Source organism: Maridesulfovibrio salinus (assembly GCF_055394525.1).
In genome coordinates, this window is record NZ_AP042461.1 from 3,830,370 (window position 1) to 3,854,266 (window position 23,897).

Consider the following 23,897-nt stretch of genomic DNA (forward strand, 5'->3'; position numbering starts at 1 on the left):
GAGCCACGCTGCTCACTACTGTAAAAATAACTTTAATCAGAATATAAGCCTCTTCTTAAAGCGGTTTCCCCTTCCAAAACAACGGAACACTGAAACGTCTTGGAAAAGGAAAGTCTGACGGGTAAAGTGGATACGCTTACAAAGTTTGAACCTACCTTCAGGCCGCCGGAGGCATGATAAAAGGAGACATCAATGAGTGATGAAAAACTCAATTTAGAGGAAGTTGCCCGTGTGGCCCGACTGGCCCGATTGGACCTGTCTGAAGAGAAAACCGAAATGTTTGCCGGACAGCTCAATAACATCCTCACATACATGGACAAGCTGAACGAAATTGACACTTCCGAAGTGGAACCTATGTTCAGCCCGGTAGAACACACCACTGTGCTGCGCAAGGACGAAGTCAAAAAAGAGCACACCAGAGATGAAGTGCTCTCCAATGCTCCCGATTCAGACGGCCAGTATTTTGTTGTTCCCAGAATTGTTTAACCAGAATACCTACGGATAAAAAATGTCCTCACTCATAGAAAAATCTCTTTCTGAAATTTACTCCATGCTCATGGATAAAGAAGTGACAGCTGTAGAAGCCGTCAAAGCATGTCTTGAGCAGATTGAAAAGACCGAGCCGGAAACCAAAGCACTGCTTACAGTGTGCGGAGAAGAAGCACTCAAACAGGCCGAAGAAATGGATGCTCAGGGTCCTGATTCTTCCCGGCCTCTATGGGGTGTGCCCGTAGTGGTTAAAGATGTTCTGGCAACCAACGGGATCCCCACCACTGCCGGTTCCAAAATTCTCGAAGGATTTACTCCTTTCTACGATGCAACCGCTGTAGCCAAGCTCAAGGAAGCCGGAGCAATTATCATCGGTAAAGCCAACATGGATGAATTTGCCATGGGTTCCACCACTGAGAACTCCGCTTACAAAACCACCACCAACCCCTGGGATATCAACCGTGTTCCCGGCGGTTCTTCAGGCGGCTCCGGAGCTACAATCGCCGCAGGACAGTGTTTTGCTTCACTTGGAACAGATACCGGTGGCTCAATCAGACTGCCCGCATCCTTTTGCGGCTGTGTTGGAGTGAAACCCACTTACGGTCGTGTTTCCCGTTACGGCATGATTGCCTACGGATCATCCCTTGACCAGATCGGACCCATGACCCGCACAGTTGAAGACTCAGCCAGAGTGCTCAACGTGATCGGCGGACACGATCAGCGCGATTCAACATCCGCAGACAAGCCGATGGAAGATTTTGTTGCAGCTCTTTCCGAACGCACCGATCTGTCAGGACTCACTATCGGGCTGCCCGAGGAGTACTGGGGAGAAGGTCTTTCCGAGGAAGTGGCTGAAGCCTGCCGGAACGCTATCGCCAAAGCCGAAGAGATGGGAGCAAAGACAGTCCCTGTTAAACTGTCCATGACTGACTATGCCATTGCCACCTACTACATCATCGCAATGGCTGAAGCCAGCTCCAACCTGTCACGGTTTGACGGAGTAAGATACGGACACCGCTCTAAGGATCCAAAAGAACTTATTGATCTTTACACTAAATCCCGTACTGAAGCTTTCGGAGACGAAGTTCAGAGACGTATCATCATCGGAACATACGTTCTTTCAGCAGGTTATTACGATGCTTACTACCGTAAGGCTGCTCAGATCCGCCGCCTGTTGCGTGACGACTTTTACAAAGCTTTCGAAACATGTGACCTGATTGCCGGGCCGGTCTGTCCCACCACCGCTTTCCCCGTTGGTGACCTGACCGCTGACCCGCTACAGATGTATCTCATGGACATCTTCACAATCTCACTCAACCTCGTGGGAATGCCCGGGATGTCGCTACCTGTAGGACTGGGCAAAGAAACCAACATGCCGGTAGGGCTGCAGTTGATGGCTCCCGCCTTTGAAGAGAAAACCATGCTGCAGGCTGCGCATATTCTTGAAAAGAATCTGCCGGAACTTCCAAAAGTTAAATTGTAAAGCAGGCCTCCGGCGGCCCTTCGGGGACTAAAGAAACTTTTTGAAAAAAGCTTCTCTGGACTCTTCAAAAACTTTTAATAAGGCTTCGCCGCTTTGCCCGCAAAGATTAAAATAAAATCAGCCCTGCTACTAAAAGTCGCAGGGCTTTATTATGTTCTATACTTCGAAGACTGCTTCTCTTGCGCTAGCTGCGAAGCATAATAAAAGTTTTTGAAGGGATGGGGTCTGGGGAAGGGGAACTTTTGCAAAAGTTTCCCTTCCCCAGCCGCCGGAGGCAAAATTAAGTTAAAGTCATGAAACGTACCAGAGTTGCCAGACCGATGCAGATGAAGAATACAGCGAGTCCGGTGGCGAACTTATTCAGCCCGCTTCTCTGATAGTCACGGATGAAACCCCATTTTACAGCAATGCGGTATAATCCTGCGACTACATGCAAAACCACAAGCGGAGCAAGAATGAGATAGAAATAGAGCCAAGGTCCGGACTGAATACGTTCCGCAGAACGCGCTGCGGTGATAGGCAGATCGCTCAAAACGGCCCACATGTGGATCGCTCCCATTACGAGAATAAGCATGGCGGAAACAACCTGCACAATCCAAAGCCAGGTATCTCTGTGCTGGAGCATTCTGGCATGTTTCCAGATGGTTTTCTGTCCTTCAAGCCTGAAGGGAATCTTTCGCGCGGCAAGATAGAAATGAAAAAGAAAGAGAAGGAAAAGCATGGGCCCGCCAATCTGCGCCATGTAATTCTCTTCATAGGTATGCGCAATGGTGTCCATTATGGCCGGACTTATGATAACGCTGGAAACGAGACTCATATGCATAAATACAAAAATGATAAGAGCCACACCTGAAAACATCTGGAGCCAATCCAGAACAGCGTCACTCCTGCCTCGCCTTGCAGGGGTGACGGTTGTGATGAAAGACATCAGCACCTCCGATAATTAATTGATTAAAATACCTCGCAACCGGTATTATGGGAGTCGAGATAATGTCCCTCATGGATTGTTTTGTCAATCAACTTGGAATCTTTACACCGCACGATAACAATCTGTTTTTGTGCGTTATTTTATTTGTTTTTACGATTTTCGCAAACATTCTGCTTCACCGAGGTTCATTTACTGTAAATTAGTTGTATTTTACTGAGACATACTTCATATCAAACAAATTTTAACGAATTAAAATCCAACATACTTCGATCCAGAAAAACTCAAATTACAATACAGTATAATTGTCAGAACATATAATGAGTCGCTAAACGTTGACCTGCATGTTACGCATGCTTACATTTACTTTCAGTCATCATGGTATTTTATGTTTTGACCGCTATATTTAAAGACAATTTCCAACACAAACCAGATTGACATACGGGAGTTTAAAAGACATGGTCCCACAACAAAATGTAATGGTCGCAAGAGGCCTCAAAGGATTCAGATTTGAAAAGTTATCCATTATTATCATTCTTTTCGGGGTGCTGCTGATGAGTGCCGGGTGTAATATCGAAAAAATAGATTCCAGCGGAAAGCAAGATAACTCGGCCCTGCTGAATGAAAGCAAAACAGAAGCAGAACCTGCTGTGCAGGTTGAATCGAACGCCAGCACCGAACAGAAAATTACAGCTGAGCAAACAGCCGACATAGAGCTGAGCAAAGAGATATCCCAAGCTCTTGCTTCAGGTGAAGGCCCGCATGTGATCAAGCTTAAAAACGGTATGTCTCTTTTGATAAAAGAAGACAACCGCTTTCCATTGGTCAACGTCCGACTTTTCGTACATGCCGGTTCGGCATATGAAGATCCCGGTCAGGCTGGTATAAGCCATCTGCTGGAACACATGGTCTTCAAAGGCACAAAAAAACGTGGACCGGGCCAGACTGCCCGTGAAATTGAATCGGTGGGCGGTGACATGAATGCGGCCACCAGTTTTGATTATACTGTCTACTATGTTGAAGTTCCCGAAAAAGAATGGAAACTGGGCATGGATATCGTAACCGATATGACCTTTAATGCCGCCATTGATCCGGAGGAACTTAAATCTGAAAGAGACGTCGTTCTCTCAGAACTTGAACGCGGTGAAGACAACCCCGGAAGCAGAATATTCAAAACACTGCAATCCGTAGTCTGGAAAGACACAAGTTACCAATGGCCGATCATCGGCTACCGCGACACGGTGAAAGGTATTTCAGCAGACGATATTCACGCCTATATCGACCGTCTCTACCAGCCTCAATCCATGCTCCTTACCGTAGTAGGCAAGATCGACCCCGAAGCGGTAGTGAAAGAGGCTGAAAGACTGTGCGGCTCAATTGAAGACAAAAAGCCGGTGCTGCCACCTAAAGCTTTTGAAATTCCTACAAGCGGCGAGACAACCGTTAAAGTCATCCCCGGCAAATGGAACAAAGTCTATGTTGGTGCGGCTTTCCCCATACCCGGACTGAGTTCCGCCAAGACTGCGGGTCTTGAGATGCTGTGCGAACTTCTCGGCGGCGGTGAAACCTCCCGGCTGTACCGCAAGTTCAAGTACGAAAAACGCATGGTGGACAGCATCTCCGTATCTTCTCTGACCCTTGAACGGGCAGGTATGCTGTATATATTTGCGACTCTTGATGCGGACCGTGTAGATGAGTTCTGGCAGGAACTCATGACTGAACTGTCCGAGATTGACTTCAAGGATTTCACTGACAGGGAAATGAACCGTGTCGCCCTGAATCTTGAGGATTCACTCTTCCTGACCAAGGAAACCCTGTCCGGACTTGCTTCCAAACTCGGTTATTTCCAGTTCTTCGAAGGAGGACAGGAGGCAGAGGAAAACTACCTGTACGATCTTCGCAATATTTCCCGTGACCAGTTGCAAAAACTCTATGATGAGTATTTCGACCCCAATAAACTGGCTGCATGCATGCTTGTCCCCGAAGGCAGTGAGGCTGATGCCGGAAAACTGGAACAGGTTGTAGCCCAGAACTGGCCTTCAAATAAGAAAGCGGCAGATTCAAAAGCTGGCAATGGTCCCGGTGAAGGTGAAACCATTGAGCTTTCCAATGGCAGCAAACTTATTTTCATTCCTGATGAAACTCTTCCCTATACAGCCCTGTCCATGTACTGGGTAGGTGGTGACGCAGACCTTCCCAGAGAACGGCAAGGGCTGGCAGCTCTCACATCCCAGAGCCTGACACGTGGAACAGCTTCCATGAACGCGACTGCTCTGGAAGACTTCATTTCAGACCGGGCCGCCTCTATCGGAGCCACAGCCGGGCGTGAAGTATTCGCAATTAATTCCAAGTTTCCGTCCCGCTTCACGGCTGATATGCTGCCGCTGATTTCGGAAGTCATCAGCAAGCCTCGTTTTGCCTCTGAAGAACTAGACAGGGCACGGCAGGATCAGATTTCCGCAATCAAGCGCAAAGAAGACAGGCCGCTCAGTCTTGCTTTCAGAAACATATTCCCATTCCTGTACAAGCAAGGAAGCTACTCGTACTTCCATCTTGGAATGCCTGAAAATGTGGCCGGGTTCAGTGAAAATGAAGTTCGTGAATACTGGGAGAATCAGTCTTCCAGACCTTTTGTAATAGCTGTCTGCGGAGATTTTGATCGGTCAGCTATCGAAAAGTTTGCACAGGAACTGGATGCAAGCCTTGTCCGGCAGAAAAACTCGGTTACCATTCCTGTTCCGCAATGGGGAACTGAAAAAGACCTCAGCATGGTTCTTCCCGACCGTAATCAGGCACATCTAATGGTTATCTTTCCTGTTCCCGGAATGGAAGACAAGGAAACTACAGCCGGCCTTTCACTGCTGCGGGCTGCTCTTGCAGGACAAAGCGGAATGCTATTCCGCGACCTGCGCGACAAACAGGGACTCGGTTACACTGTGACCGCTTTCCTGTGGCAGGCGCCCAAAACCGGGTTCATGGCTTTTTACATCGGCACGAAACCGGAACAGCTGGATCAGGCAATGAAAGGCTTTGAAAATACCGTTAAACAGCTTAAGGCGGAAGATCTCTCTGAAGCCGAAATGGCCAGAGCCAGAAATATCCTCAACGGTGAATACTATCAGGAGCATCAGGGACTGCTGTCACGCAGCCGAGAGTCCGCAAGTCTGGTAGTAAAAGGATTTGAGCAGGATCTTGATATTAAAATCATTGAGCAGGCCGGAAGCATGAGCGCACCCCGGATACGTGAGCTTATCAAAAAGTACCTCAACTGGGATGAAAAATACACGCTCACTGTCAAACCCTGATAGAAAAGACTAAAAAGGAAAAAGTCCCTCGGTGAATCATTCACTGAGGGACTTTTCTTATTCATACAATTAATCCGCTCTGAGCCCAGTCTGTCAATTTTCCTCCTGCTCGCCCGACAACACTGTATGCCATGACCGCAAAACAAAGCCACTTTCCGGTTGTCAGTAGCGGTAGAGCATTAAAATACCAGTATATATCTGGACTCTGAATAACAAAAGAAAGGGCTGATATGGTTTAACCATATCAGCCCTTTCTTAAATTCTATAAAAACTCAATACTGCTCAGTCTGCATTAGTGACAGCTAATTCACCAAGAGTTATGCACTGGTAAGTCCATGCTTCCTCTCTGATTGAAATTAAACTATTCGGACTTGAAGACTCCTGACTTCCCGCCTTCCTTGTAGACCAGCCGGCAATCGGAGATAATTACATCCTTCTGGACTGCCTTGCACATATCATAGATGGTGGCACATGCAACCTGAACTGCTATAAGAGCTTCCATCTCGACTCCGGTCTTACCGGTACAGCGAGCCTCGGATTCGACATCAATGGTCCTGTCTGCCTCATTCACAGCAAAACGCACGTCAACGTAGCTGAGAGCTATCGGATGACAGAGAGGTATCAGCCTGTGAGTTTCCTTTGCCCCCATGATTCCGGCCAGTTTGGCTGCGGCCAGTGCATCACCTTTAGGTAGTGCCTGCTTCTGCAGCATGCCGAAGGTTTCCTCATTAAGGATAACCTTTCCTCGGGCTATTGCCTTACGAACGGTGTCGGCCTTGGCGGCTACGTCCACCATTACGGCATTTCCATCGGCATCAATGTGGGAAAATTCACTCATACTAATCACCCATCACAGTATCTTTAGCTTTCTTGAAAAGCTTTTTTACTTTCTTCATGGGCTTCTCTTCATCGAGTGCTTCGAACTCGCGGAGAAGCTCTTCCTGCTTGCTGCTTAGTCTGGTGGGAGTAGCAACCTTGACTTCTACAAGCAGGTCCCCGTTGTGGTTGCTTCCAAGATATGGAAGTCCCAGTCCGCGCAGTTGGAAAACTTCTCCGGACTGTGTACCTTTGGGGATGTCCATTTCTACAGGTTCATCAAGGGTTGGAATCTCCATCTTGTGTCCGAGTGCGGCCTGTACAAAGGTAACTTCGGTACTGAGAACAAGATCCTGACCCTGACGCCTGAAGACTTTATCGGGTTCTACGGAAATGACCACATAAAGGTCGCCGTGAGGGCCACCGTTAAGTCCGGCTTCCCCTTCTCCTCGGAGTCTCAGTCTGGAACCGTTGTCCACTCCGGCAGGAATCCGGACATTGAGATTCTTCTGTTTCCGGACATATCCCGCGCCACGGCAATCAGGGCAGGGCTTGGTAATGACCTTACCCTTTCCATTACATGCGGGACATGGGACAGCAATTCGGAAGAAGCCCTGTGTCTGTTCTATGGATCCTCTACCACCACAGTGGGAACATGTTTCAGGAGTAGTGCCCGGGGCGGAGCCACTGCCATCACAGGAATCACAGGTATCGGTTACAGGAATATCCAGCTCGACTTCAGTTCCCTTGGCTGCGTCACGGAAAGATACAGTCAGATTGTAACGCAGGTCTGCCCCGGCCTGCATGCGGTTACCACCGCGGCCGCCGCCGAAACCGAAAATGTCTCCGAAAATATCCCCGAAAGCTCCGAAAATATCTTCAGAAGACTGGAACCCGCCAAAGCCGCCATTCATGCCATCGTGGCCGAAACGGTCATAACGGGATCTTTTTTCAGGATCACTGAGAACCTCGTAGGCTTCAGCAGCTTCCTTGAACTTTTCTTCAGCCTCAGCATTACCAGGGTTTCTGTCGGGATGAAATTCCATGGCCTTTTTACGGTAGGCCCTTTTAATTTCCCCTTCCTGTGCTTCTCTGGAAACTTCTAATACTTCGTAATAACAACGTTTGGACATGACTTATTCACTACCGGGCTTTTTACCGGAAGCGGTGTGGTAATCCTCCGGGAGAACCTTGCCTGCAGCAACCTCCCTGAGAGCGGTTACAATTTCTTTGTTCTTGGATTCAATAAGAGGATTATACCCTTCGCGGTACTGTTTCACTCTTTTAATGGCCATCTGGACGATAAGGAATCTGTTACCTACCTCAGCCAGACAATCTTCAACTGTGATTCTTGCCATGTTATCTCCAACACAATGGTTTTACCGGTCCTGCCGGTTATTTTCTGAGAGGAATCTGGCCCTGCAGATCTTCAAGCAGTTTGTCTGAAACAGGATAGTACCCGCTTCCATCGCCTAAAGAGAGCCAGCATTGTCCGGACTCAAGCTCGGGATCGGAAAAAAAGGCAACAGTAACCATACTGTTCCCCTCGTCATCCATCAGTTCGAGCTCCATAACCTTTTCAGATGTAGCTGAAAGGTTTTCAACCGGTTCCGCCTCGAATTTTAATTCATTAAGTCGCCATAGAGACATGTCAATGCCCAGAAGCGGCTTTTTATCCTCAAAATTAATCCAGGTCTTATCGGATTTCATCCCCATAAAAGTCTGATTACCCTGCAAGACCCTCATGGAACCCACTTTACCAGTTTCAATGGAAAGCACGTTCCGCTGGCGCATCTGAAAAGATTTTTTATTCAGCTGCTCAAAATGTTCTTTACCAAGAATGAAATTTCCTTTCCGCACGGTCGAGTTTGCCAGATAGAAATCACCGTCATCTTCGATACTGCTGATCTCTATTTTTTCAGATCTCTTGTCATCAAATACAATCTCTATATCCAGCACGGTTTGTTTTCTTTTTCTGCTTCCGTTGCGCTCAATTCTTTTAGCCGCAGTATCAAGCAGGGAATGTATAAGAAGATCCACTTCCCCACTGCTGGCGTATTCTCCGCTCAGCCCGGCCGGAAAAGCAAAAACAAACTCTCCGTCATTACGGCTGAGAGTCCACAGGAACGATCCGGCTCTACCCAGAGTTATGGATGAAATATTATCTGATTTACCGCTTAGCAAAAAAAGATTGTAATAATGTTCAGCGGGAAAAGCACATTGTTTAACGAAATCTCCGGGCAGTAGAAACAGGCTGTCCGCTTCCCTGCTGTTGGTTGCAAAATAACCTTCTCCCGAAGGATTCTCATCACCCACCGAAAAAGCAAGTTCCTGTCCGCCGCCAGTTGCTATACGGACGCAGGGGGTGTCCAGTCCATACTCTTCCGCATGGTTCTGTTTAATCCTTCCCATGTAACGCAAAGCCTTGCCCTGACTTAGCGTCGAGAGCAGACTGTGCACCCTTGAGGAATCAGCTTCCGGATTATAAGTCCATCCATGCTGCGCTACATCCCATCCTTCAGATCTTCTCAGCAGTGAGAAACAGTCTTCTCCGGGCAGGCAGACATCAACTCTGTCAACCTTTGCGGCGTCAACAACCGGCCAAACCGGCTCTGAGCGCTGAACCGGCTTTTCAGGCGAGCTCAAAAAAAAGGCTCCGCACACAGCCGAAACCAGAGCCAGAAAAAACAGGAACCTTTTTAGCACAGACAGCACCTTGGATTTTGTATAACCTCGACATTGTTCATCAATGGAGCAATTTGCTAAAATAAACGCCTTACACTTGCATGTCAACCTTTTTTAGGGCAACATACCCTCTCCTTTTAGTCGGGTATTCACGTTGTTAGCATACCTGCTCAATTATTAAAATATAAACTCGATTTTTTCTACATATTTATTGAAATCAGACCGGAGAATTGCAACATGGCTAAATGGGGAAAACTCAGCTTCGCCCAGAAAAAATGCGTATCCACTGTGGGGATGCTCATGCAGAAAACGGAAATGGTCCACGAAGGATCCAGAATAGGCATAGCTGTATCCGGTGGCGTTGACAGCTTTGTTCTCATTCGGACCATGCTTATCAGGCAGGCCATAATTCCTTTCAATATTGAACTTATGGTCCTGCATGTTAATCCGGGCTTTGAACCGGAAAGCCACTTCCCTTTATCAGAATGGTGTAAAGAGCACGGTGTGTCCTCTCATATAGAATTAACTGATTACGGACCGCGCGCCCATGGACCTGAAAACAAAAAAAAGTCTGCATGCTTTTATTGCAGCCGTCTGAGACGCAAAAGACTTTTCGAACTCTGTGATCAGTACTCCCTGACCCACCTTGCGCTCGGGCATACGGCCGATGACCTTGTAACCAACTTCCACATGAATATGCTCCAGAACGGACGTATTGACGGACTCTCGGCCAACGAACCTTTTTTCCAAGGAAAACTGCACGTTATACGACCAACCCTTATGCTGGAAAAGAAATATATCAAAGCAGCCGCACGTCAATGGGACCTACCCGTATGGGCTAACAAATGCCCCTCCAACGACAACACCAAAAGAAGTGAAATAAACAAATGGCTGGAGGAGGAATGGAAAAAATTCCCCAAATCCAGGAACAATACTTTTAATGCTTTAAGGCGCTGGCAACTTGACTTAAACATGAAAACAACATAAAAATTCTACAAATTAATAAAGCCTGTTACTCGGGGACAAACCAACATCACGGCAACACCGGGCTCAAAAAAATTATGCTGTTCAAAAAATATCACGTAGTAATATTCAAAAATCCTTGCGACAACGCCCGCAAGATCCAGCTCAGGGGATGGATATTTTTCTTCATCTTCGCACTGGTTGCAGGGCTTGCAGGTGGTAATATATTCCTCTGGAAATATTACCAGAACTATTCAGGTCTGGAGAAAAATCTTGCCCACGCTGAAAAAGCGGTTCAAGAGCAGAAAGCCCAGCTTCTGTCCCTTTCCCAGAAAATGCAGAACATTTCCCAGGATCTCGACAGAGTCCGCAACTTCGATTCAAAGCTGCGGGTGATGATCAACTTGGATCAGGGCAATGTTCAAAATGTAGCTCCCAAAGGCGGATCAACCGGAGCAGATTTTTCAAATAATTATCTCCCCCTCTACAGGCAGGAACTTCTTGTCAGAAAAATGCATGATTTCCTCGCCCAGCTCAGCACTGAAGCCAAGCTCGAAGAGGTAAAACAGCAGGAAATAATCCAGTCCATGCGCTCCAAACAGGACGCTCTGGATGCGACCCCTTCCATATGGCCCGTCGAAGGGTGGGTGACATCTCCTTTCGGATGGAGAAGCTCTCCTTTCACAGGAAAACGTGAATACCACAAAGGTATAGACATTTCCTGCCCGCTCGGAACCCCAATCTATGCTCCGGCACAGGGAACCATTTCCTTCGTTGGAAATCAGGGTGGTTACGGAAAAATGATTAAAATAAATCATGGAGCCAACCTCTCCACCCGCTATGCCCATATGAAACAGCAGATCGTCAAAAAAGGTCAGGTTGTAACCCGTGGTGAACTAATCGGTTACGCTGGAAATACCGGACGCTCCACTGGGCCTCATGTCCATTATGAAGTCAGATTGGGAAATGTTCCTGTCAATCCGATGCGTTACATACTTAACTGATTTTTTCGAATATTAATTATTACGGCCCGCCGGATAAATTCCTGCGGGCTTTTTTCGTGCCTGAGGACTGCTGAGTTGAAACCTTTGCCCAACAACAGGCATAATGTTAAGGAACTGATTATCACTGTGCCTGCGGGATAAAACCAGCATTCATTTATGGGCCTTTTTTTGCAATGAGTATTTGAATGAGGACAGCATGAATTTTTTCAACTTCAATCCAAGTGACCTGATGAGTTTTTACCTTGTTTTTTTCAGGGTAAGTATCGTGCTGTTTCTTCTGCCTTTTTTCGGTGGCAACTCAATTCCTAAAACAGTTAAGGCTGCACTTACCATCGTCCTTGCGATAGCGATCTGGCCATATGTAAAAGTTGACGGAGCATTGATGCCCTCAAGCCCGTGGAATATAGCCATAATGATTCTAGGGGAAATGGTACTCGGACTTTGCATGGGCATCGCGGTACATGTGATGTTTTCAGCTATTCAGACCGGAGGCAACTTCATTGGTGTCCAGATGGGTTTTTCAATGGTCAATGTACTTGATCCGCTGACCGGTACTAATGAATCGGTAACAGCCCATTTTCTTTATATGACAGCCATACTGGTTTTCCTTAGCCTGAATGGACACCTTTATCTGCTATCCGCCATGGTGGACAGCTTCAAGCATGTTCCACCGGGACAGTTATTCATTTCATCTAAACTGACAGCACAGATCCTGACCATTTCCAAAGACCTTTTCATTCTGGCCGTCAAAGTAGCTTCACCGATTATCGCCTCTATATTTGTAGTTGACCTTTCACTGGCATTAATCAGTAAGATGGCCCCGCAGATGAACGTGCTTATGCTTGGATTCCCCCTAAAAATATTGGTCGGTTTCTTTTTCCTGAGTATGGTTTTCACCGTACTTTCCCTTTACGTGGAAGACTATGTGGCAGGGCTGCCTAGCCTGATGCTTCAGATAATGGACGCCGCGTCACCGCCGGATATTCCTGTAGGCAACTAAGGGAGAAAATTTATGGCACAAGATCCGAGTAAAACTGAACAGGCGACGCCCAAGCGAGTAAATAAAGCCAGAGAAGATGGTAGCGTCGCCAAAGGTGAGGAAATGGGCAAGATAATGACCCTTATCGCCGGAGTATTCGGCCTAAGGATCATTATCGACATGTACTATGAGCAGTTTTATGAAATATTCCAATGGTTCTTTACCAAAGGAATATTTATCGAGGCCGACCGTAAATCTATTTATGAACTTTTTGTCTGGTGCTCTCAGAAGCTTGCCATAATCCTTCTGCCGCTTTTTCTTTTCATCTCTTTCATTGCCTATCTTGTTATGCGCTTACAGGTGGGAAAACTATGGACAACCAAAGTTTTCAAACCTAAATTTTCCAAAGTATTCAATGTTTTTGCAGGTCTTAAAAGACTTATGTTCAACCTTAAGACTTTTATAAGGCTCGCCAAAAGTGTGCTTTTCGCCGTAATCGTAGCAATAGCTCCATATATGGTCATAAAACAGGAACTGCCCAAGTTCCTTCCCCTCTTTTATTCAGATGCTCATCAACTGGCTATTTTCATTCTTGAAATCGGCTATAAAATGGTCACCTATGCCATGATCCCGATGATCGTTCTCGCTATAGCCGACCTCTGGTATCAGCGCTGGAATTATCAGGAAGAACTCAAAATGACCAAGGATGAAGTCAAGGATGAAAGGAAACAAGCTGAAGGTAACCCGGAAATCAAGGCACAGCAGAAGCAGAAGATGATGGCGGTGCTTCAGCAGCGTATGATGGCTGATGTTCCCAAGGCTGATGTGGTCATTACCAACCCCACCCACTACGCAATAGCCCTCCGCTATGACCCCATACAGGCTCCGGCTCCGCAGGTTCTGGCCAAAGGAATGAACAAGGTAGCCGAAAGAATCAAAGAAGTTGCCCGGGAAAACAATGTACCAATCCGCGAAAACAAGCCGTTGGCACAGGCTTTGTATAAACAGGTTGAGATCGGTGACATTATCCCGGAAGAACTTTACCAGGCCGTAGCGGCCATACTTGCAAAGCTGAACAAATTCACGCGCAAGAACAGGTAGTTACAGCGCTTCATCCGGTCAGGTCACCACACCAGTCAATGAAATAAAGGGGTGTCAAAATCATGGCCGGAACCAGTCCAAAGACCATAAATGTAGATTACGAAAGATTTGCCAAACAGGGGGACATCCTGCTGGCGGCTGGCGTTGTAGTAATTCTCTTCGTCATGCTCATCCCTCTGCCCACAATGTTTCTTGACTTCATGCTCAGCATAAGTATTTCGCTGGGGCTGGTAATCCTTGTTACCGCCATGTTCATGCAGTCACCTCTTGAATTTTCAATTTTCCCTTCACTGCTTCTGGTAACCACCCTGCTCAGGCTTGCACTTAACGTAGCCACCACAAGAGCCATTCTTCTTCACGGGGATGAAGGTACATCCGCTGCCGGTTCTGTTATTCAGAGCTTCGGTGAATTTGTTGTGGGTGGTAACTATCTTGTTGGTGTAGTTATCTTCATGATCCTGTTTATTCTGAACAAAACAGTTATTGTTTCAGGTACCACACGTATTGCTGAAGTTGCAGCACGCTTCACTCTTGACGCCATGCCCGGTAAACAGATGGCAATTGAAGCAGACCTGAATGCCGGACTCATTGATGAAAACGAGGCCAAAGAACAGCGTGAAAATCTTCGCCGCGAATCAGATTTTTACGGCTCCATGGACGGTGCGGGTAAGTTTGTTCAGGGGGATGTCAACGCAGGCCTGATAATCACCGGTATCAACATTGTCGGCGGAATTCTCATCGGCATGCTTCAAAAGGGAATGACATGGCAGTCCGCGGCAGAAACATACACCCTGCTGACTATCGGTGACGGACTGGTTTCAACCATCCCTTCACTCATTATTTCCACATCCGCGGGTATCATCGTCTCCAGAGCCGCAGCTGAGGCCAAGATGGGTGAAGAATTCATCGGCCAGCTCACTTACCACTCACGCGCACTCAAACTTGTATCCGTAATCCTGACTGTTTTCGGAATCGTTCCCGGCATGCCCACCATCCCGTTCCTCTGCCTCGCAGCACTGGTCTACGGCGTATCTCTTCTGGGGCGTGACACTGCGGCCGAGCAGGAAAAGGATGAGAAGAAAGCTCAGAAAGCCAAAGACGAAGCTCCCTCTCTGGACAGCCCCGAAGAAGTGCAGGCCCTGCTGCCCCTCGACCAGCTGGAACTCGAAGTCGGTTACGGCCTCATTCCTCTGGTGGACGAAGAGCAGAGCGGCAACCTGCTGTCAAGAATCCGTTCCATCCGCCGTCAGTTCGCACTGGACATGGGTGTCATTATTCCGTCACTGCATCTCCGTGACAACCTTCAGCTCAAGCCCGGTGAATACCGTGTGCTGGTAAAAGGCAATGTCATGGCGTCAGCGGAAATACTTATCGACCACCAGCTCGCCATGGACCCGGGTGACGCAAAGCACCGCATCAAAGGAATTGAAACCGTTGAGCCCGCTTTCAACCTCCCGGCCGTCTGGATTCCGGACACCCAGAAAGAGGAAGCCATGCTCGCGGGCTACACAGTTGTCGACCCCTCAACTGTTATCGCCACACATCTTACCGAAGTCTTCCGCCGCAACCTCAGTGAATTCATTGGCAGGCAGGAGACCCAGGAACTTCTGGACAACCTTTCTAAGCGTGCTCCCAAAGCAGTTGAGGATCTCGTTCCCAACATCCTTTCACTGGGCTCCGTTCAGAAGGTACTTCAGAATCTCGTGCGGGAAAACGTGTCCATACGCGACCTGCTCACTATTGTTGAGGCAATGGCTGACTATGGTCCTTCCGTTCAGGACCCCGTCCAGCTTACTGAGTATGTCCGCTCTCACATGAGCAGAACCATCATCAAGCCCTATCTGGCAAGCGATGGCAGCCTGCCCATACTAACTTTCGGACCTAACGTGGACAACAAACTCAACGAAGCCCTCAGAGCATCTGAAGGCGGTGCTTTCCTGGCCCTTGACCCCGGTTCTGCGCAGCAGATCATCCAGAGCATAAACACGGCAGCCGAAAATGTGCTGAATACTGACGGTCAGCCTGTACTGCTCTGTGCTCCTCAGCTGCGAAGCCACCTGGCACAACTACTGGTACGCTTCTTGCCTACTGTTCCTGTAATATCGCAGGCCGAGATTCCCGCAAGTGTGAGAATCATGTCTGCCGGAACTGTAGAGGTCTAAAACGCAGGATCTGCAAAGGTTGGTATTATGCGGGTAAAAACATTCAGAGGAAACAGCACAGCGGCGGTTTTTGCTGATATTAAAGCTGAATTCGGGGACGATGCCATTATCCTCAGTAACAAGACTACTGAGGAGCACGGCCGCAGAATCCACGAAATCATGGTTGGAATCGACAACACTGAATCACCTGTGCAAAAGCAGGAAACAAGAGATGAAGTTATCGATGATGCCATGAACAGTATTCCTGACTGGAATCAGGAGTGGAATCAGATCAAAGGCCATATGATGGCTCTTCTGAAACCGCAGATGAACCTGAACCTGCTTGCACCTAGACAGAAGCTGGCTCTGGAATATCTGGAGCGTGAAGGGGTAGACGGCAAGGTCATACTTGATCTTTTCCAGCAGCTCCGAGGCAACAGATCCAAAGCCATCCTCCCGGAACTCGAAAAAATAGTACCTGTCAAACCTTTGAACAGTTCTCATTGGAAGGAAAAGTTTCATGCTCTTGCCGGTCCTCACGGGGCAGGCAAAACCTCCACGATAATCCGTCTGGCACTCAAGGAAAAAAAGGAAAACCCCACGTCCCGCATATGCCTTGCTTCCGCTGATCAAGGCCAGGGCAAAGGGCGTCTGGTTCTGCGCCATTATGCCGACCTGTCCGGACTTGAATTCAGAGAAATCAGCTCCAGAGAGGATTTTGCGGTACTGATCGGTGAAAGCCGAAATTTTGACAAAATTTTTATAGACCTTCCCGGACTATCCGCCAACGCGGAACTTGAGGCATGGATGTGCGCCTGCGGCATGAACGGAAACTGCGACCTTGCAGTTCATCTTGTGCTGAATCCTTACTATGCCCCGGCACAATACTGTGCTTTTCTGAAAAAATACAAATCAGCCAAACTGAAAAGCCTGATCTGGACCAAACTTGACGAAGCGTGCAATTATGGTGCGCTGGTCAACACAGCCTATGAAAGCGGCCTGCCAGTATCCGTGCTCTCATACGGTTCAACTTTGCGCAACAGCATGAAACCGGCCTGTGAAAAAGATTTCTGGCGCCTTGTTTTCAAGCACCAGCTTCCGACTGAAGACAAGCAGACTTTCGCCAAGGCGGTTTAACCCGGATTCAAGCCCGTTAATCCGTTATAAATAAAAATAAAGGCCCAATACTCGTTGCATAAATACCGCTGGCAACGTAAACAGTATAGATAAATAAGAACAGGGTGATACAAATGAATTCCAATCTTCCCATGGTATTTTCAGTAACCTCCGGCAAGGGAGGCGTAGGCAAGACAAATATTTCAGTCAATCTGGCCTGCAACTTAAGCCGAATGGGCAAGAAAGTAGTACTTCTTGATGCTGACCTGGGTCTTGCAAACGTGGATGTGCTACTGGGCATCGCCCCGAAGCACAATCTGTTTCATCTCTTCCACGAGGGCACAGGAATCAGGGAAGTTCTTTACAGAACCGACTACGGTTTTGATATCCTCCCTGCCTCATCAGGCGTAAGCGATATGGTTTCTCTTGATACCGGTCAGAAACTTGACCTTCTTGAAGCCATGGACCATCTTGAAGAGGAAATTGATTACCTCATCGTTGATACCGGAGCAGGAATCAATGACAATGTTCTCTACTTCAATCTGGCGGTGCAGGAAAGACTTCTGGTGCTGACCCCTGAACCTACTTCTCTGACAGATGCATATGCCCTGATCAAGGTCATGAAACTGCATCATGGAGTAGACAAGTTCAAAGTTATGGTTAACATGGCACCGGACATGAAAGCGGCAAAAGAAGTGTTCAAAAAGCTGTATATGGCCTGTGATCATTTCCTGAGCGGAGTTTCACTGGATCTAGTGGGGGTTATTCCACGTGATCCTAATATGAGGAAGGCTGTCATCAAGCAGACACCTCTGTGTGAAATAGCCCCTTCAAGCCCCGCTTGTACCCAGATTGCCGCTGCTGCAAAGAAAATCACTAAATGGAAGGCAACGTCTGAGCTAGATGGAAATATCAAGTTCTTCTGGAAAAAACTTCTCTTCCAGGAACAGTCCGTGGCTTAAACTTGAGTCCGGGGCTACCAGTTGGGAAGATTTTTCGCCCGCAGATCAGGAAGCGATTGTACGACACTATTCACCTAAGATTCGTATAATCGCTCTCAGAATGAAATCCAAGCTGCCGCAGAGTGTGGAGCTTGGAGAGCTTATCAGTGCCGGAAGTCTGGGACTGGTGGAATCACTTGGAAAATTTCGCCCAGATCTGAATATAAAATTTGAGACTTATGCCGAAAACCGTATCAAAGGGGCCATGCTTGACGAACTCAGGCGCATGGACTGGTTTTCAAGAGGCCTGCGGCAGAAAGTAAAATCAATAGAAAGCTGTATCAGGGACTTTGAGCATCAAAGCGGAGAAAGGCCCAACACTGAACAGATTGCCGAGGCAACGGGATTAAGCACCAAAGATGTGCGGCAGGGTCTTGAAGCATTACAGAATCAGCTTTGTGTCAACCTTGATGCATTTAATGATAATATTCCCAGCAATAGAGATTCTGCAATTGATGATGAACCATTTGAGTCTGCCCTTTTCAAGGAAACAGTAGACAAGGTGGCTGATCTGATTGATAATTTGACGCCAAGGGAAAAATTGGTATTATCTCTATATTACGGAGAGGAACTTAACATGAAAGAAACCTCTGAAGTAATGGAGATCACAGAAGGCAGAGTGTCTCAACTCCACTCACAAGCCCTCAAAAAATTGAGAAAAATGTTCCAGGAAAAATATTATTCGGAACCTTAAGGAGAAATAAATGGCGATTGACTACTCTATGAAAGTTCTTGTTGTGGATGACTTCGCAACTATGCGTCGTATTATCAAAAACATCCTCCGTCAGATCGGTTTCACCAACATCGTTGAAGCTGATGATGGAACAACCGCCTGGGAAACTCTGAATAAAGATGACAGCATTCAGTTTATTGTTTCGGACTGGAACATGCCCCAGATGACCGGCATTGAACTTCTCCGCAAAGTCAGAGCCAGCGAAGAATTTGCAGACCTTCCCTTTTTGATGGTTACAGCTGAAGCACAGCAGGAAAACATCATTGAGGCTGTTCAGGCAAAGGTATCCAACTATATTGTAAAGCCTTTCACCCCTGATACCCTTGGTCAGAAAATCAATAAAATTTTCGAATAATTCAGGACGGCGGGTATGTTGCGCATGCCCGCCTCCGTTGTGCCCCTACCTACATAAATCAGCAGGCCGGAACTGCCTGACCGGAATAATATCATAAGGTTGCATGAATGATCTTCCTCGCGGTTACTGATATTGATGATTCCGGGGATGAATCAACTTCTCCGGCACCTGCTAACAAGGCAGCCCAGAAAGTTGAGCTTGACCTTGATGATGCTCCTTTTCTTGAAGATGAAGACGAAGAAGATGAGATTCCGGACGAAGAGCCGGAAGAGCTTGAATCCACAGATGAAGCTCCGGTTGAGAAAAAATCAAAAACTAAACTGCTCATAGTAATTGGCATCGCAGTTATAATTATTCTCCTTGCCGCCATCCTCGTTAAACTTTTCCTTTTTACAGACACTCCTCCATCCAGTGAAGAACCGGTTGTTGAAGAAACTCTGGAAGAAATACCCAAAACCATCCCCGAAGATACACCTCCTCCCCCACCGGAAGAACCCGGCGTGACCCTGCTCAGAATGGACCCTTTCTGGGTGGAACAAAAAGACAACAAGAACCACACCCGTTTTCTGATTGCCCGCTTTGCTATGACGACCACAGACCCAATGGTGGTGGCTGAATTTGGACGCAAGACCGTAATACTGCGTGATGCCGTATACTTCTATCTTAAAAATAAAGATCTCCAGTTTCTGGCCGATAAAGATAATGTAGAGAAGCTGAAAAAAGACCTGCTGGTTGTGATCAACCAATATATAGTAGCAGGACAATTCGAGGAAATCTTGTTTGAGAAATATTTAGTGAGGTAAGTATCATGCCTGGTCCAGTGGACATGCCCCTGATAATTTCGCAGTTGGCGAACGTTCAGAAGATTTCCAATTCAGAGACGACCAAGGCTCAGATGCAGCAGACTCTGTTAATTAATCCAGCAGAACAGGAAAAAAACAAGAATTCGCAAAAACAGATCCAGCATATTGAAAAAGACGAAAGTTCGGAAGCTGTAAACGATGAGGGTGGAGGCAAGTCACAGCAGCACGCCTCACCGAGAAAAAAAAAGAAAGAAGAGCCTGAAGAAGAGAAGAAAACAAAACCCTCTCCCTGGTCAGGAAATATTATCAACGTCAAAATATAGCTTTATTGTGTATTGCCCTGGAAACTTAAAAAGTGCAGACTGCCTGAATTGAAATTAACATTCAGCCACATCGATCCGGTAAATTATGACTGAACTCCTTCTGATTTTTTTTTCAATCACCGAAATTGCACTACTCGTTGCTATTGTTTTTTTCTTTTTACGACTGAGGAAATCTGAAGAACTTGTTACTCAGCTACAATCAAAGCAGCAGGAATTTATTAATAAACTTCATTTCAATGCTCAGCTTGAAAATGAACTGATGAACACATTTGAAGAGAGACAGGATGAACTTGCCAAACTGGACAGACAACTGGACCGCAAAACCAAGAAATTAAAAAAGATCCTGTCTCAGGCTGAAGAATTCTCAAGGTCACCGCAATTCCTTCGCCAAATAATAATTACCGGTCATAAGGAAGGAAAGCCTGTCAGCAGACTAGCTAAGGCTACAGGGCTGACCATTGAAGAAGTTGAACTGATTATCGATCAGTATTCATGAGGAAATAGAGCCATAATTCAATTAAAAAAGCGCGGCAAAGACATGCCGCGCTTTTTAATTATGTCAGAAATAATTTTTAATTGATATTCTGAAAATTGAATGAAGTTCTCTTTACATGGTCAATGAAAAATCGGACAGCAGGAAAGAATTCCCTTCCTTCAAGATGAGCCAGATAAAAACTTCGCTCAAGATTAAGAGGCAGGCCTTTGATATGCACAAGCTCACCGGAGTCTATAAATGATTGAGCCGCAAGTCTTGAGGTAACACTCACGCCCAGACCGGACCTGACACACTGAACAACGGCTTGAGTCGATTCCACCCACACAGTTACATTCAGATCCCTCACACTTGTGCCCATTTCTGCAAGACCGGCCTCAAGAGCCTTACGTGTGCCGGAGCCACCCTCACGCATAACCCACGGCAATTCAGCGAGCTGCTGGATATCGTCAATTCCATCATAGTTGCTGACAAGCACAGGAGGAGCCACGATGACGAGTTCGTCACGCATTATAGGAAAAAATTCGATATTGGGGATATCAACAGCCGCCCCCACAACACCGAGTATAAGCTCACCTGATCGCACTTTCTGGACTATTTCACTGGTATCACCCACAGAGAGATGAACACTTACATCAGGATACTTCTTACAATAGTTATAAAGAATCTCAGGAAGCAGATAATGAGATGGTATTGTACTGCCTCCAATTTCAAGATCACCTACAACTTTATCTCTAAGAATATTGATCTCTGATTGTGCTTTACCAATCAGGTCGTAAATATCACGGGCATTACGGTACAGTACCTCTCCGGCCTGAGTAGCCATAATGGAGCGACCCAACCTATCAAAAAGCTGAACACCCAATTCCTCTTCAAGAGTGGAAATATGAGCACTAATAGTCGGCTGTGAAAGGAAAAGCTCCTTCCCGGCTTTGGAAAAGCTCTTAAGCTCATAAACCTTGCAGAATGCTTCAAGTCTACGTAAGTCCATCTAATAACTCGTATCGAAATTATCTATAAGTTAAGATCAAAAAAAAGGCGGAACAAGTTCCGCCCTTTTTAATGCGCATTAATAAATGCCTAAGCTTCAGCTTCCACAGCGGGAGCCTCTGCAGCGGGAGCAGCTTCAACAGCAGCTTCCTCGGCACGCTTGGTGAGCTCGATGATGCACATGGGAGCGCAGTCACCTTTACGGGGCTCAGCAAGCTTGATGATACGGGTGTAACCACCGCCGCCGCCATTGTAGCGGGGGCCGATTTCATCGAAGAGCCTTTTAACAAGACCGTGATTCTCGAGGGTCTTATATGCAAGACGGCGAGAGTGCAGGTCATTGCGAAGAGCAAGGGTGATCAGCTTTTCAACAGAGCTTCTCAGTTCCTTTGCTTTGGGCTCGGTGGTACGGATATGTTCGTAGGTCAGCAGAGAGCGAACCATGTTTCTCAACATGGCCTTCCTGTGGGAATTGCTTCTGTTGAACTTTCTTCCGGACTTTCTATGCCTCATTTTTCTCTTTCCTCTTCAGCCATTCCTGATGCTTTTTATCGAAATCCTCGAGGACCATGCCAAACTTGAGATCCATGCTGTCAAGAACCCTGCGGATTTCGTCAAGAGACTTACGTCCGAAATTCTTGGTTTTAAGCATGGTCTGCTCGGTACGCTGCACGAGCTCACCAACAATACGAATGTTGGCAGCCTTGAGGCAGTTTGTAGCACGAACAGAAAGTTCGAGTTCGTCAATGGACTTGAACAGATTGGGGTTCAGGTCGAGGGTACTTTCTTTTGACTCTTCCTGCTCGGATCCCATTTCATCAAAGTTGATGAATACGGAGAGCTGCTCCTTGAGGATTTTAGCGCTGTAAGCAATAGCATCCTCAGGGGTAACGGAACCGTCAGTAAAGACTTCGATTACGAGCTTGTCATAGTTGGTCATCTGACCCACACGAGCCTGCTCCACACTGTAAGCGACCTTACGGATGGGAGAAAAGCTGGAGTCGAGGATTATGTGACCAATCTCATTGACAAGACCTTCATGCATTTCAGCAGGAACATAGCCCTTGCCCATACGCACTTCGAAAGTCATTTCAAGTTCCATCTGCTCGGAAAGAGTCGCAATAATCTGCTCAGGATTGAGGACTTTGACGTTCTGGTTTTCCTGAATATCAGCTGCGGTGACGGCGCCCTGCTTATTAACTTTTAGAGTAATAAACTGGGGTTCATCGGTAGTCATTGCGAATCTGATCTGCTTGATGTTCAGAACAATCTCAGTCACATCTTCCATCACACCTTCAATGGTGGTGAATTCGTGCTGAACTCCTTCGATCTTTACAGCAACCGCGGCAGCACCCTGCATGCAGGAGAGCAGAACTCTTCTAAGAGAGTTACCGATGGTTGTACCAAATCCGCGCTCAAGGGGTTCACAGATGAACTTACCGTAAAGCTCGTTAGACTTGGGGTCACGCACAAGCTGTTCCGGCTTGACCAGCTCGGCCCAGTTGCGGGTGTTGATGAGTTTGTCACCGTCTTGAATAAGCATGCACTAATCCTTCTTATTTGGAGTACAGCTCGACAATCAGCTGCTCGTTGATAGGGAACTGGATATCTTCCCTTGTCGGCATCGCTTTAACTTCACCTTTGAAGTTTGCACCATCAGCTTCGAGCCACTCGGGGCAGCCGCGACGTGCGATAACTTCCTGTGCTTCCATGATCACGGGGATCTTGCGGGATTCTTCACGAACCTCAACAACATCACCGGGCTTCACGTGCATGGAAGGAATGTTAACACGTCTACCGTTAAGTTTAAAGATGCCGTGTTTCACGAGCTGACGAGCCTGACTGCGAGAGTTGGCAAATCCAAGACGGTAAACAGCGTTGTCAAGGCGTGTTTCAAGAAGCATGAGCAGGTTTGCACCGGTAACACCCTTCATGGAGTCCGCGCGCTTGAAGTAGCTGCGGAACTGCCCTTCGAGGACACCGTACATGCGACGCACTTTCTGCTTCTCACGCAGCTGAATTGCGTAGTCACTCATTTTCTTTCTCATGCGACCGGCAATACCGGGAGCATAAGGACGACGCTCATATGAACATTTATCAGTGTAGCAGCGGTCGCCTTTGATGAAAAGTTTTTCACCTTCACGGCGGCACAGTCTGCATTTTGCTTTAGTATATCTGGCCAAGGTTCTACT

Annotated in this window: 24 protein-coding genes; 15 read left to right on the plus strand and 9 right to left on the minus strand. The window is 47.1% G+C overall.

Annotation, left to right across the window (positions count from 1 at the left end):
• Positions 1-192: 192 nt before the first annotated feature.
• Positions 193-486 (plus strand): Asp-tRNA(Asn)/Glu-tRNA(Gln) amidotransferase subunit GatC, encoded by a 294-nt coding sequence (gene gatC, locus ACZ5PW_RS17575; RefSeq protein ID WP_464556117.1) that lies wholly within the window; start codon positions 193-195, stop codon positions 484-486.
• Positions 487-508: 22 nt separating this feature from the next.
• The gene (gatA, locus tag ACZ5PW_RS17580; protein WP_464556118.1) at positions 509-1,972 is read left to right on the plus strand and encodes an Asp-tRNA(Asn)/Glu-tRNA(Gln) amidotransferase subunit GatA; all 1,464 of its coding nucleotides are present in this window, start codon (positions 509-511) and stop codon (positions 1,970-1,972) included.
• Between the two features lie 280 nt (positions 1,973-2,252).
• Here the strand turns inward: gatA and ACZ5PW_RS17585 are convergent, their stop codons facing one another.
• The gene (locus ACZ5PW_RS17585) at positions 2,253-2,900 is read right to left on the minus strand and encodes a succinate dehydrogenase/fumarate reductase transmembrane subunit (RefSeq protein ID WP_464556120.1); all 648 of its coding nucleotides are present in this window, start codon (positions 2,898-2,900) and stop codon (positions 2,253-2,255) included.
• Positions 2,901-3,355: 455 nt separating this feature from the next.
• Here ACZ5PW_RS17585 and ACZ5PW_RS17590 point away from each other — a divergent pair, with 455 nt between their 5' ends.
• Complete coding sequence (locus ACZ5PW_RS17590; RefSeq protein WP_464556122.1) at positions 3,356-6,202, plus strand: M16 family metallopeptidase; 2,847 nt, start codon at positions 3,356-3,358, stop codon at positions 6,200-6,202.
• A gap of 361 nt (positions 6,203-6,563) precedes the next feature.
• On the opposite strand, the gene moaC is transcribed toward ACZ5PW_RS17590, so the two are convergent.
• The 4 genes from moaC to ACZ5PW_RS17610 are packed head-to-tail and all read right to left on the minus strand — an operon-like array spanning position 6,564 to position 9,724.
• Positions 6,564-7,040, minus strand: coding sequence for a cyclic pyranopterin monophosphate synthase MoaC (gene moaC / locus ACZ5PW_RS17595; RefSeq protein WP_464556124.1), 477 nt, complete (start codon positions 7,038-7,040; stop codon positions 6,564-6,566).
• Position 7,041: 1 nt separating this feature from the next.
• Positions 7,042-8,151 carry a molecular chaperone DnaJ gene (dnaJ, locus tag ACZ5PW_RS17600; protein WP_464556125.1) on the minus strand — a complete coding sequence of 370 codons (1,110 nt, stop codon included), beginning with the start codon at positions 8,149-8,151 and terminating at the stop codon, positions 7,042-7,044.
• Between the two features lie 3 nt (positions 8,152-8,154).
• The gene (gene rpoZ / locus ACZ5PW_RS17605) at positions 8,155-8,376 is read right to left on the minus strand and encodes a DNA-directed RNA polymerase subunit omega (RefSeq protein WP_464556127.1); all 222 of its coding nucleotides are present in this window, start codon (positions 8,374-8,376) and stop codon (positions 8,155-8,157) included.
• Positions 8,377-8,413: 37 nt separating this feature from the next.
• Positions 8,414-9,724 carry a DUF4340 domain-containing protein gene (locus tag ACZ5PW_RS17610; RefSeq protein WP_464556129.1) on the minus strand — a complete coding sequence of 437 codons (1,311 nt, stop codon included), beginning with the start codon at positions 9,722-9,724 and terminating at the stop codon, positions 8,414-8,416.
• A gap of 216 nt (positions 9,725-9,940) precedes the next feature.
• Here ACZ5PW_RS17610 and ACZ5PW_RS17615 point away from each other — a divergent pair, with 216 nt between their 5' ends.
• From ACZ5PW_RS17615 to ACZ5PW_RS17670, 12 genes are all read left to right on the plus strand, one after another.
• Positions 9,941-10,690 (plus strand): tRNA lysidine(34) synthetase, encoded by a 750-nt coding sequence (locus ACZ5PW_RS17615; protein ID WP_464556132.1) that lies wholly within the window; start codon positions 9,941-9,943, stop codon positions 10,688-10,690.
• Between the two features lie 74 nt (positions 10,691-10,764).
• Positions 10,765-11,670, plus strand: coding sequence for a M23 family metallopeptidase (locus ACZ5PW_RS17620; protein WP_464556135.1), 906 nt, complete (start codon positions 10,765-10,767; stop codon positions 11,668-11,670).
• Between the two features lie 196 nt (positions 11,671-11,866).
• Entirely contained in the window at positions 11,867-12,670 is an 804-nt protein-coding gene (gene fliR / locus ACZ5PW_RS17625; protein ID WP_464556136.1) for a flagellar biosynthetic protein FliR, read from the plus strand.
• A 12-nt stretch (positions 12,671-12,682) separates the two neighbouring features.
• Positions 12,683-13,750 carry a flagellar biosynthesis protein FlhB gene (flhB, locus tag ACZ5PW_RS17630; RefSeq protein ID WP_464556137.1) on the plus strand — a complete coding sequence of 356 codons (1,068 nt, stop codon included), beginning with the start codon at positions 12,683-12,685 and terminating at the stop codon, positions 13,748-13,750.
• Positions 13,751-13,812: 62 nt separating this feature from the next.
• Positions 13,813-15,912 (plus strand): flagellar biosynthesis protein FlhA, encoded by a 2,100-nt coding sequence (flhA, locus tag ACZ5PW_RS17635; RefSeq protein ID WP_464556140.1) that lies wholly within the window; start codon positions 13,813-13,815, stop codon positions 15,910-15,912.
• 27 nt (positions 15,913-15,939) lie between these two features.
• The gene (locus tag ACZ5PW_RS17640) at positions 15,940-17,028 is read left to right on the plus strand and encodes a flagellar biosynthesis protein FlhF (protein WP_464556143.1); all 1,089 of its coding nucleotides are present in this window, start codon (positions 15,940-15,942) and stop codon (positions 17,026-17,028) included.
• A gap of 113 nt (positions 17,029-17,141) precedes the next feature.
• Positions 17,142-17,969 carry a MinD/ParA family protein gene (locus ACZ5PW_RS17645; protein WP_464556145.1) on the plus strand — a complete coding sequence of 276 codons (828 nt, stop codon included), beginning with the start codon at positions 17,142-17,144 and terminating at the stop codon, positions 17,967-17,969.
• The gene (locus ACZ5PW_RS17650) at positions 17,911-18,702 is read left to right on the plus strand and encodes a FliA/WhiG family RNA polymerase sigma factor (RefSeq protein ID WP_464556147.1); all 792 of its coding nucleotides are present in this window, start codon (positions 17,911-17,913) and stop codon (positions 18,700-18,702) included. Before ACZ5PW_RS17645 ends, ACZ5PW_RS17650 begins: the two co-directional genes overlap by 59 nt.
• 10 nt (positions 18,703-18,712) lie before the next feature.
• Positions 18,713-19,096, plus strand: a complete 384-nt coding sequence (locus ACZ5PW_RS17655; protein WP_464556149.1) for a chemotaxis response regulator CheY — start codon at positions 18,713-18,715, stop codon at positions 19,094-19,096.
• A 107-nt stretch (positions 19,097-19,203) separates the two neighbouring features.
• Positions 19,204-19,899 carry a flagellar basal body-associated FliL family protein gene (locus ACZ5PW_RS17660; RefSeq protein ID WP_464556150.1) on the plus strand — a complete coding sequence of 232 codons (696 nt, stop codon included), beginning with the start codon at positions 19,204-19,206 and terminating at the stop codon, positions 19,897-19,899.
• 5 nt (positions 19,900-19,904) lie between these two features.
• Complete coding sequence (locus ACZ5PW_RS17665; RefSeq protein WP_464556152.1) at positions 19,905-20,222, plus strand: hypothetical protein; 318 nt, start codon at positions 19,905-19,907, stop codon at positions 20,220-20,222.
• An 85-nt stretch (positions 20,223-20,307) separates the two neighbouring features.
• Positions 20,308-20,718, plus strand: coding sequence for a hypothetical protein (locus ACZ5PW_RS17670; RefSeq protein WP_464556155.1), 411 nt, complete (start codon positions 20,308-20,310; stop codon positions 20,716-20,718).
• Positions 20,719-20,794: 76 nt separating this feature from the next.
• Here the strand turns inward: ACZ5PW_RS17670 and ACZ5PW_RS17675 are convergent, their stop codons facing one another.
• The 4 genes from ACZ5PW_RS17675 to rpsD form a co-directional block, all read right to left on the minus strand.
• Positions 20,795-21,706 (minus strand): selenium metabolism-associated LysR family transcriptional regulator, encoded by a 912-nt coding sequence (locus ACZ5PW_RS17675; RefSeq protein ID WP_464556157.1) that lies wholly within the window; start codon positions 21,704-21,706, stop codon positions 20,795-20,797.
• A gap of 89 nt (positions 21,707-21,795) precedes the next feature.
• Complete coding sequence (rplQ, locus tag ACZ5PW_RS17680) at positions 21,796-22,218, minus strand: 50S ribosomal protein L17 (protein ID WP_464556160.1); 423 nt, start codon at positions 22,216-22,218, stop codon at positions 21,796-21,798.
• A complete protein-coding gene (locus tag ACZ5PW_RS17685; RefSeq protein ID WP_464556163.1) occupies positions 22,208-23,248 on the minus strand; it encodes a DNA-directed RNA polymerase subunit alpha in 1,041 nt (346 codons plus the stop codon). The genes rplQ and ACZ5PW_RS17685 overlap by 11 nt, the downstream gene beginning before the upstream one ends.
• 13 nt (positions 23,249-23,261) lie before the next feature.
• The gene (gene rpsD, locus ACZ5PW_RS17690) at positions 23,262-23,888 is read right to left on the minus strand and encodes a 30S ribosomal protein S4 (RefSeq protein WP_464556165.1); all 627 of its coding nucleotides are present in this window, start codon (positions 23,886-23,888) and stop codon (positions 23,262-23,264) included.
• Positions 23,889-23,897 lie beyond the last annotated feature (9 nt).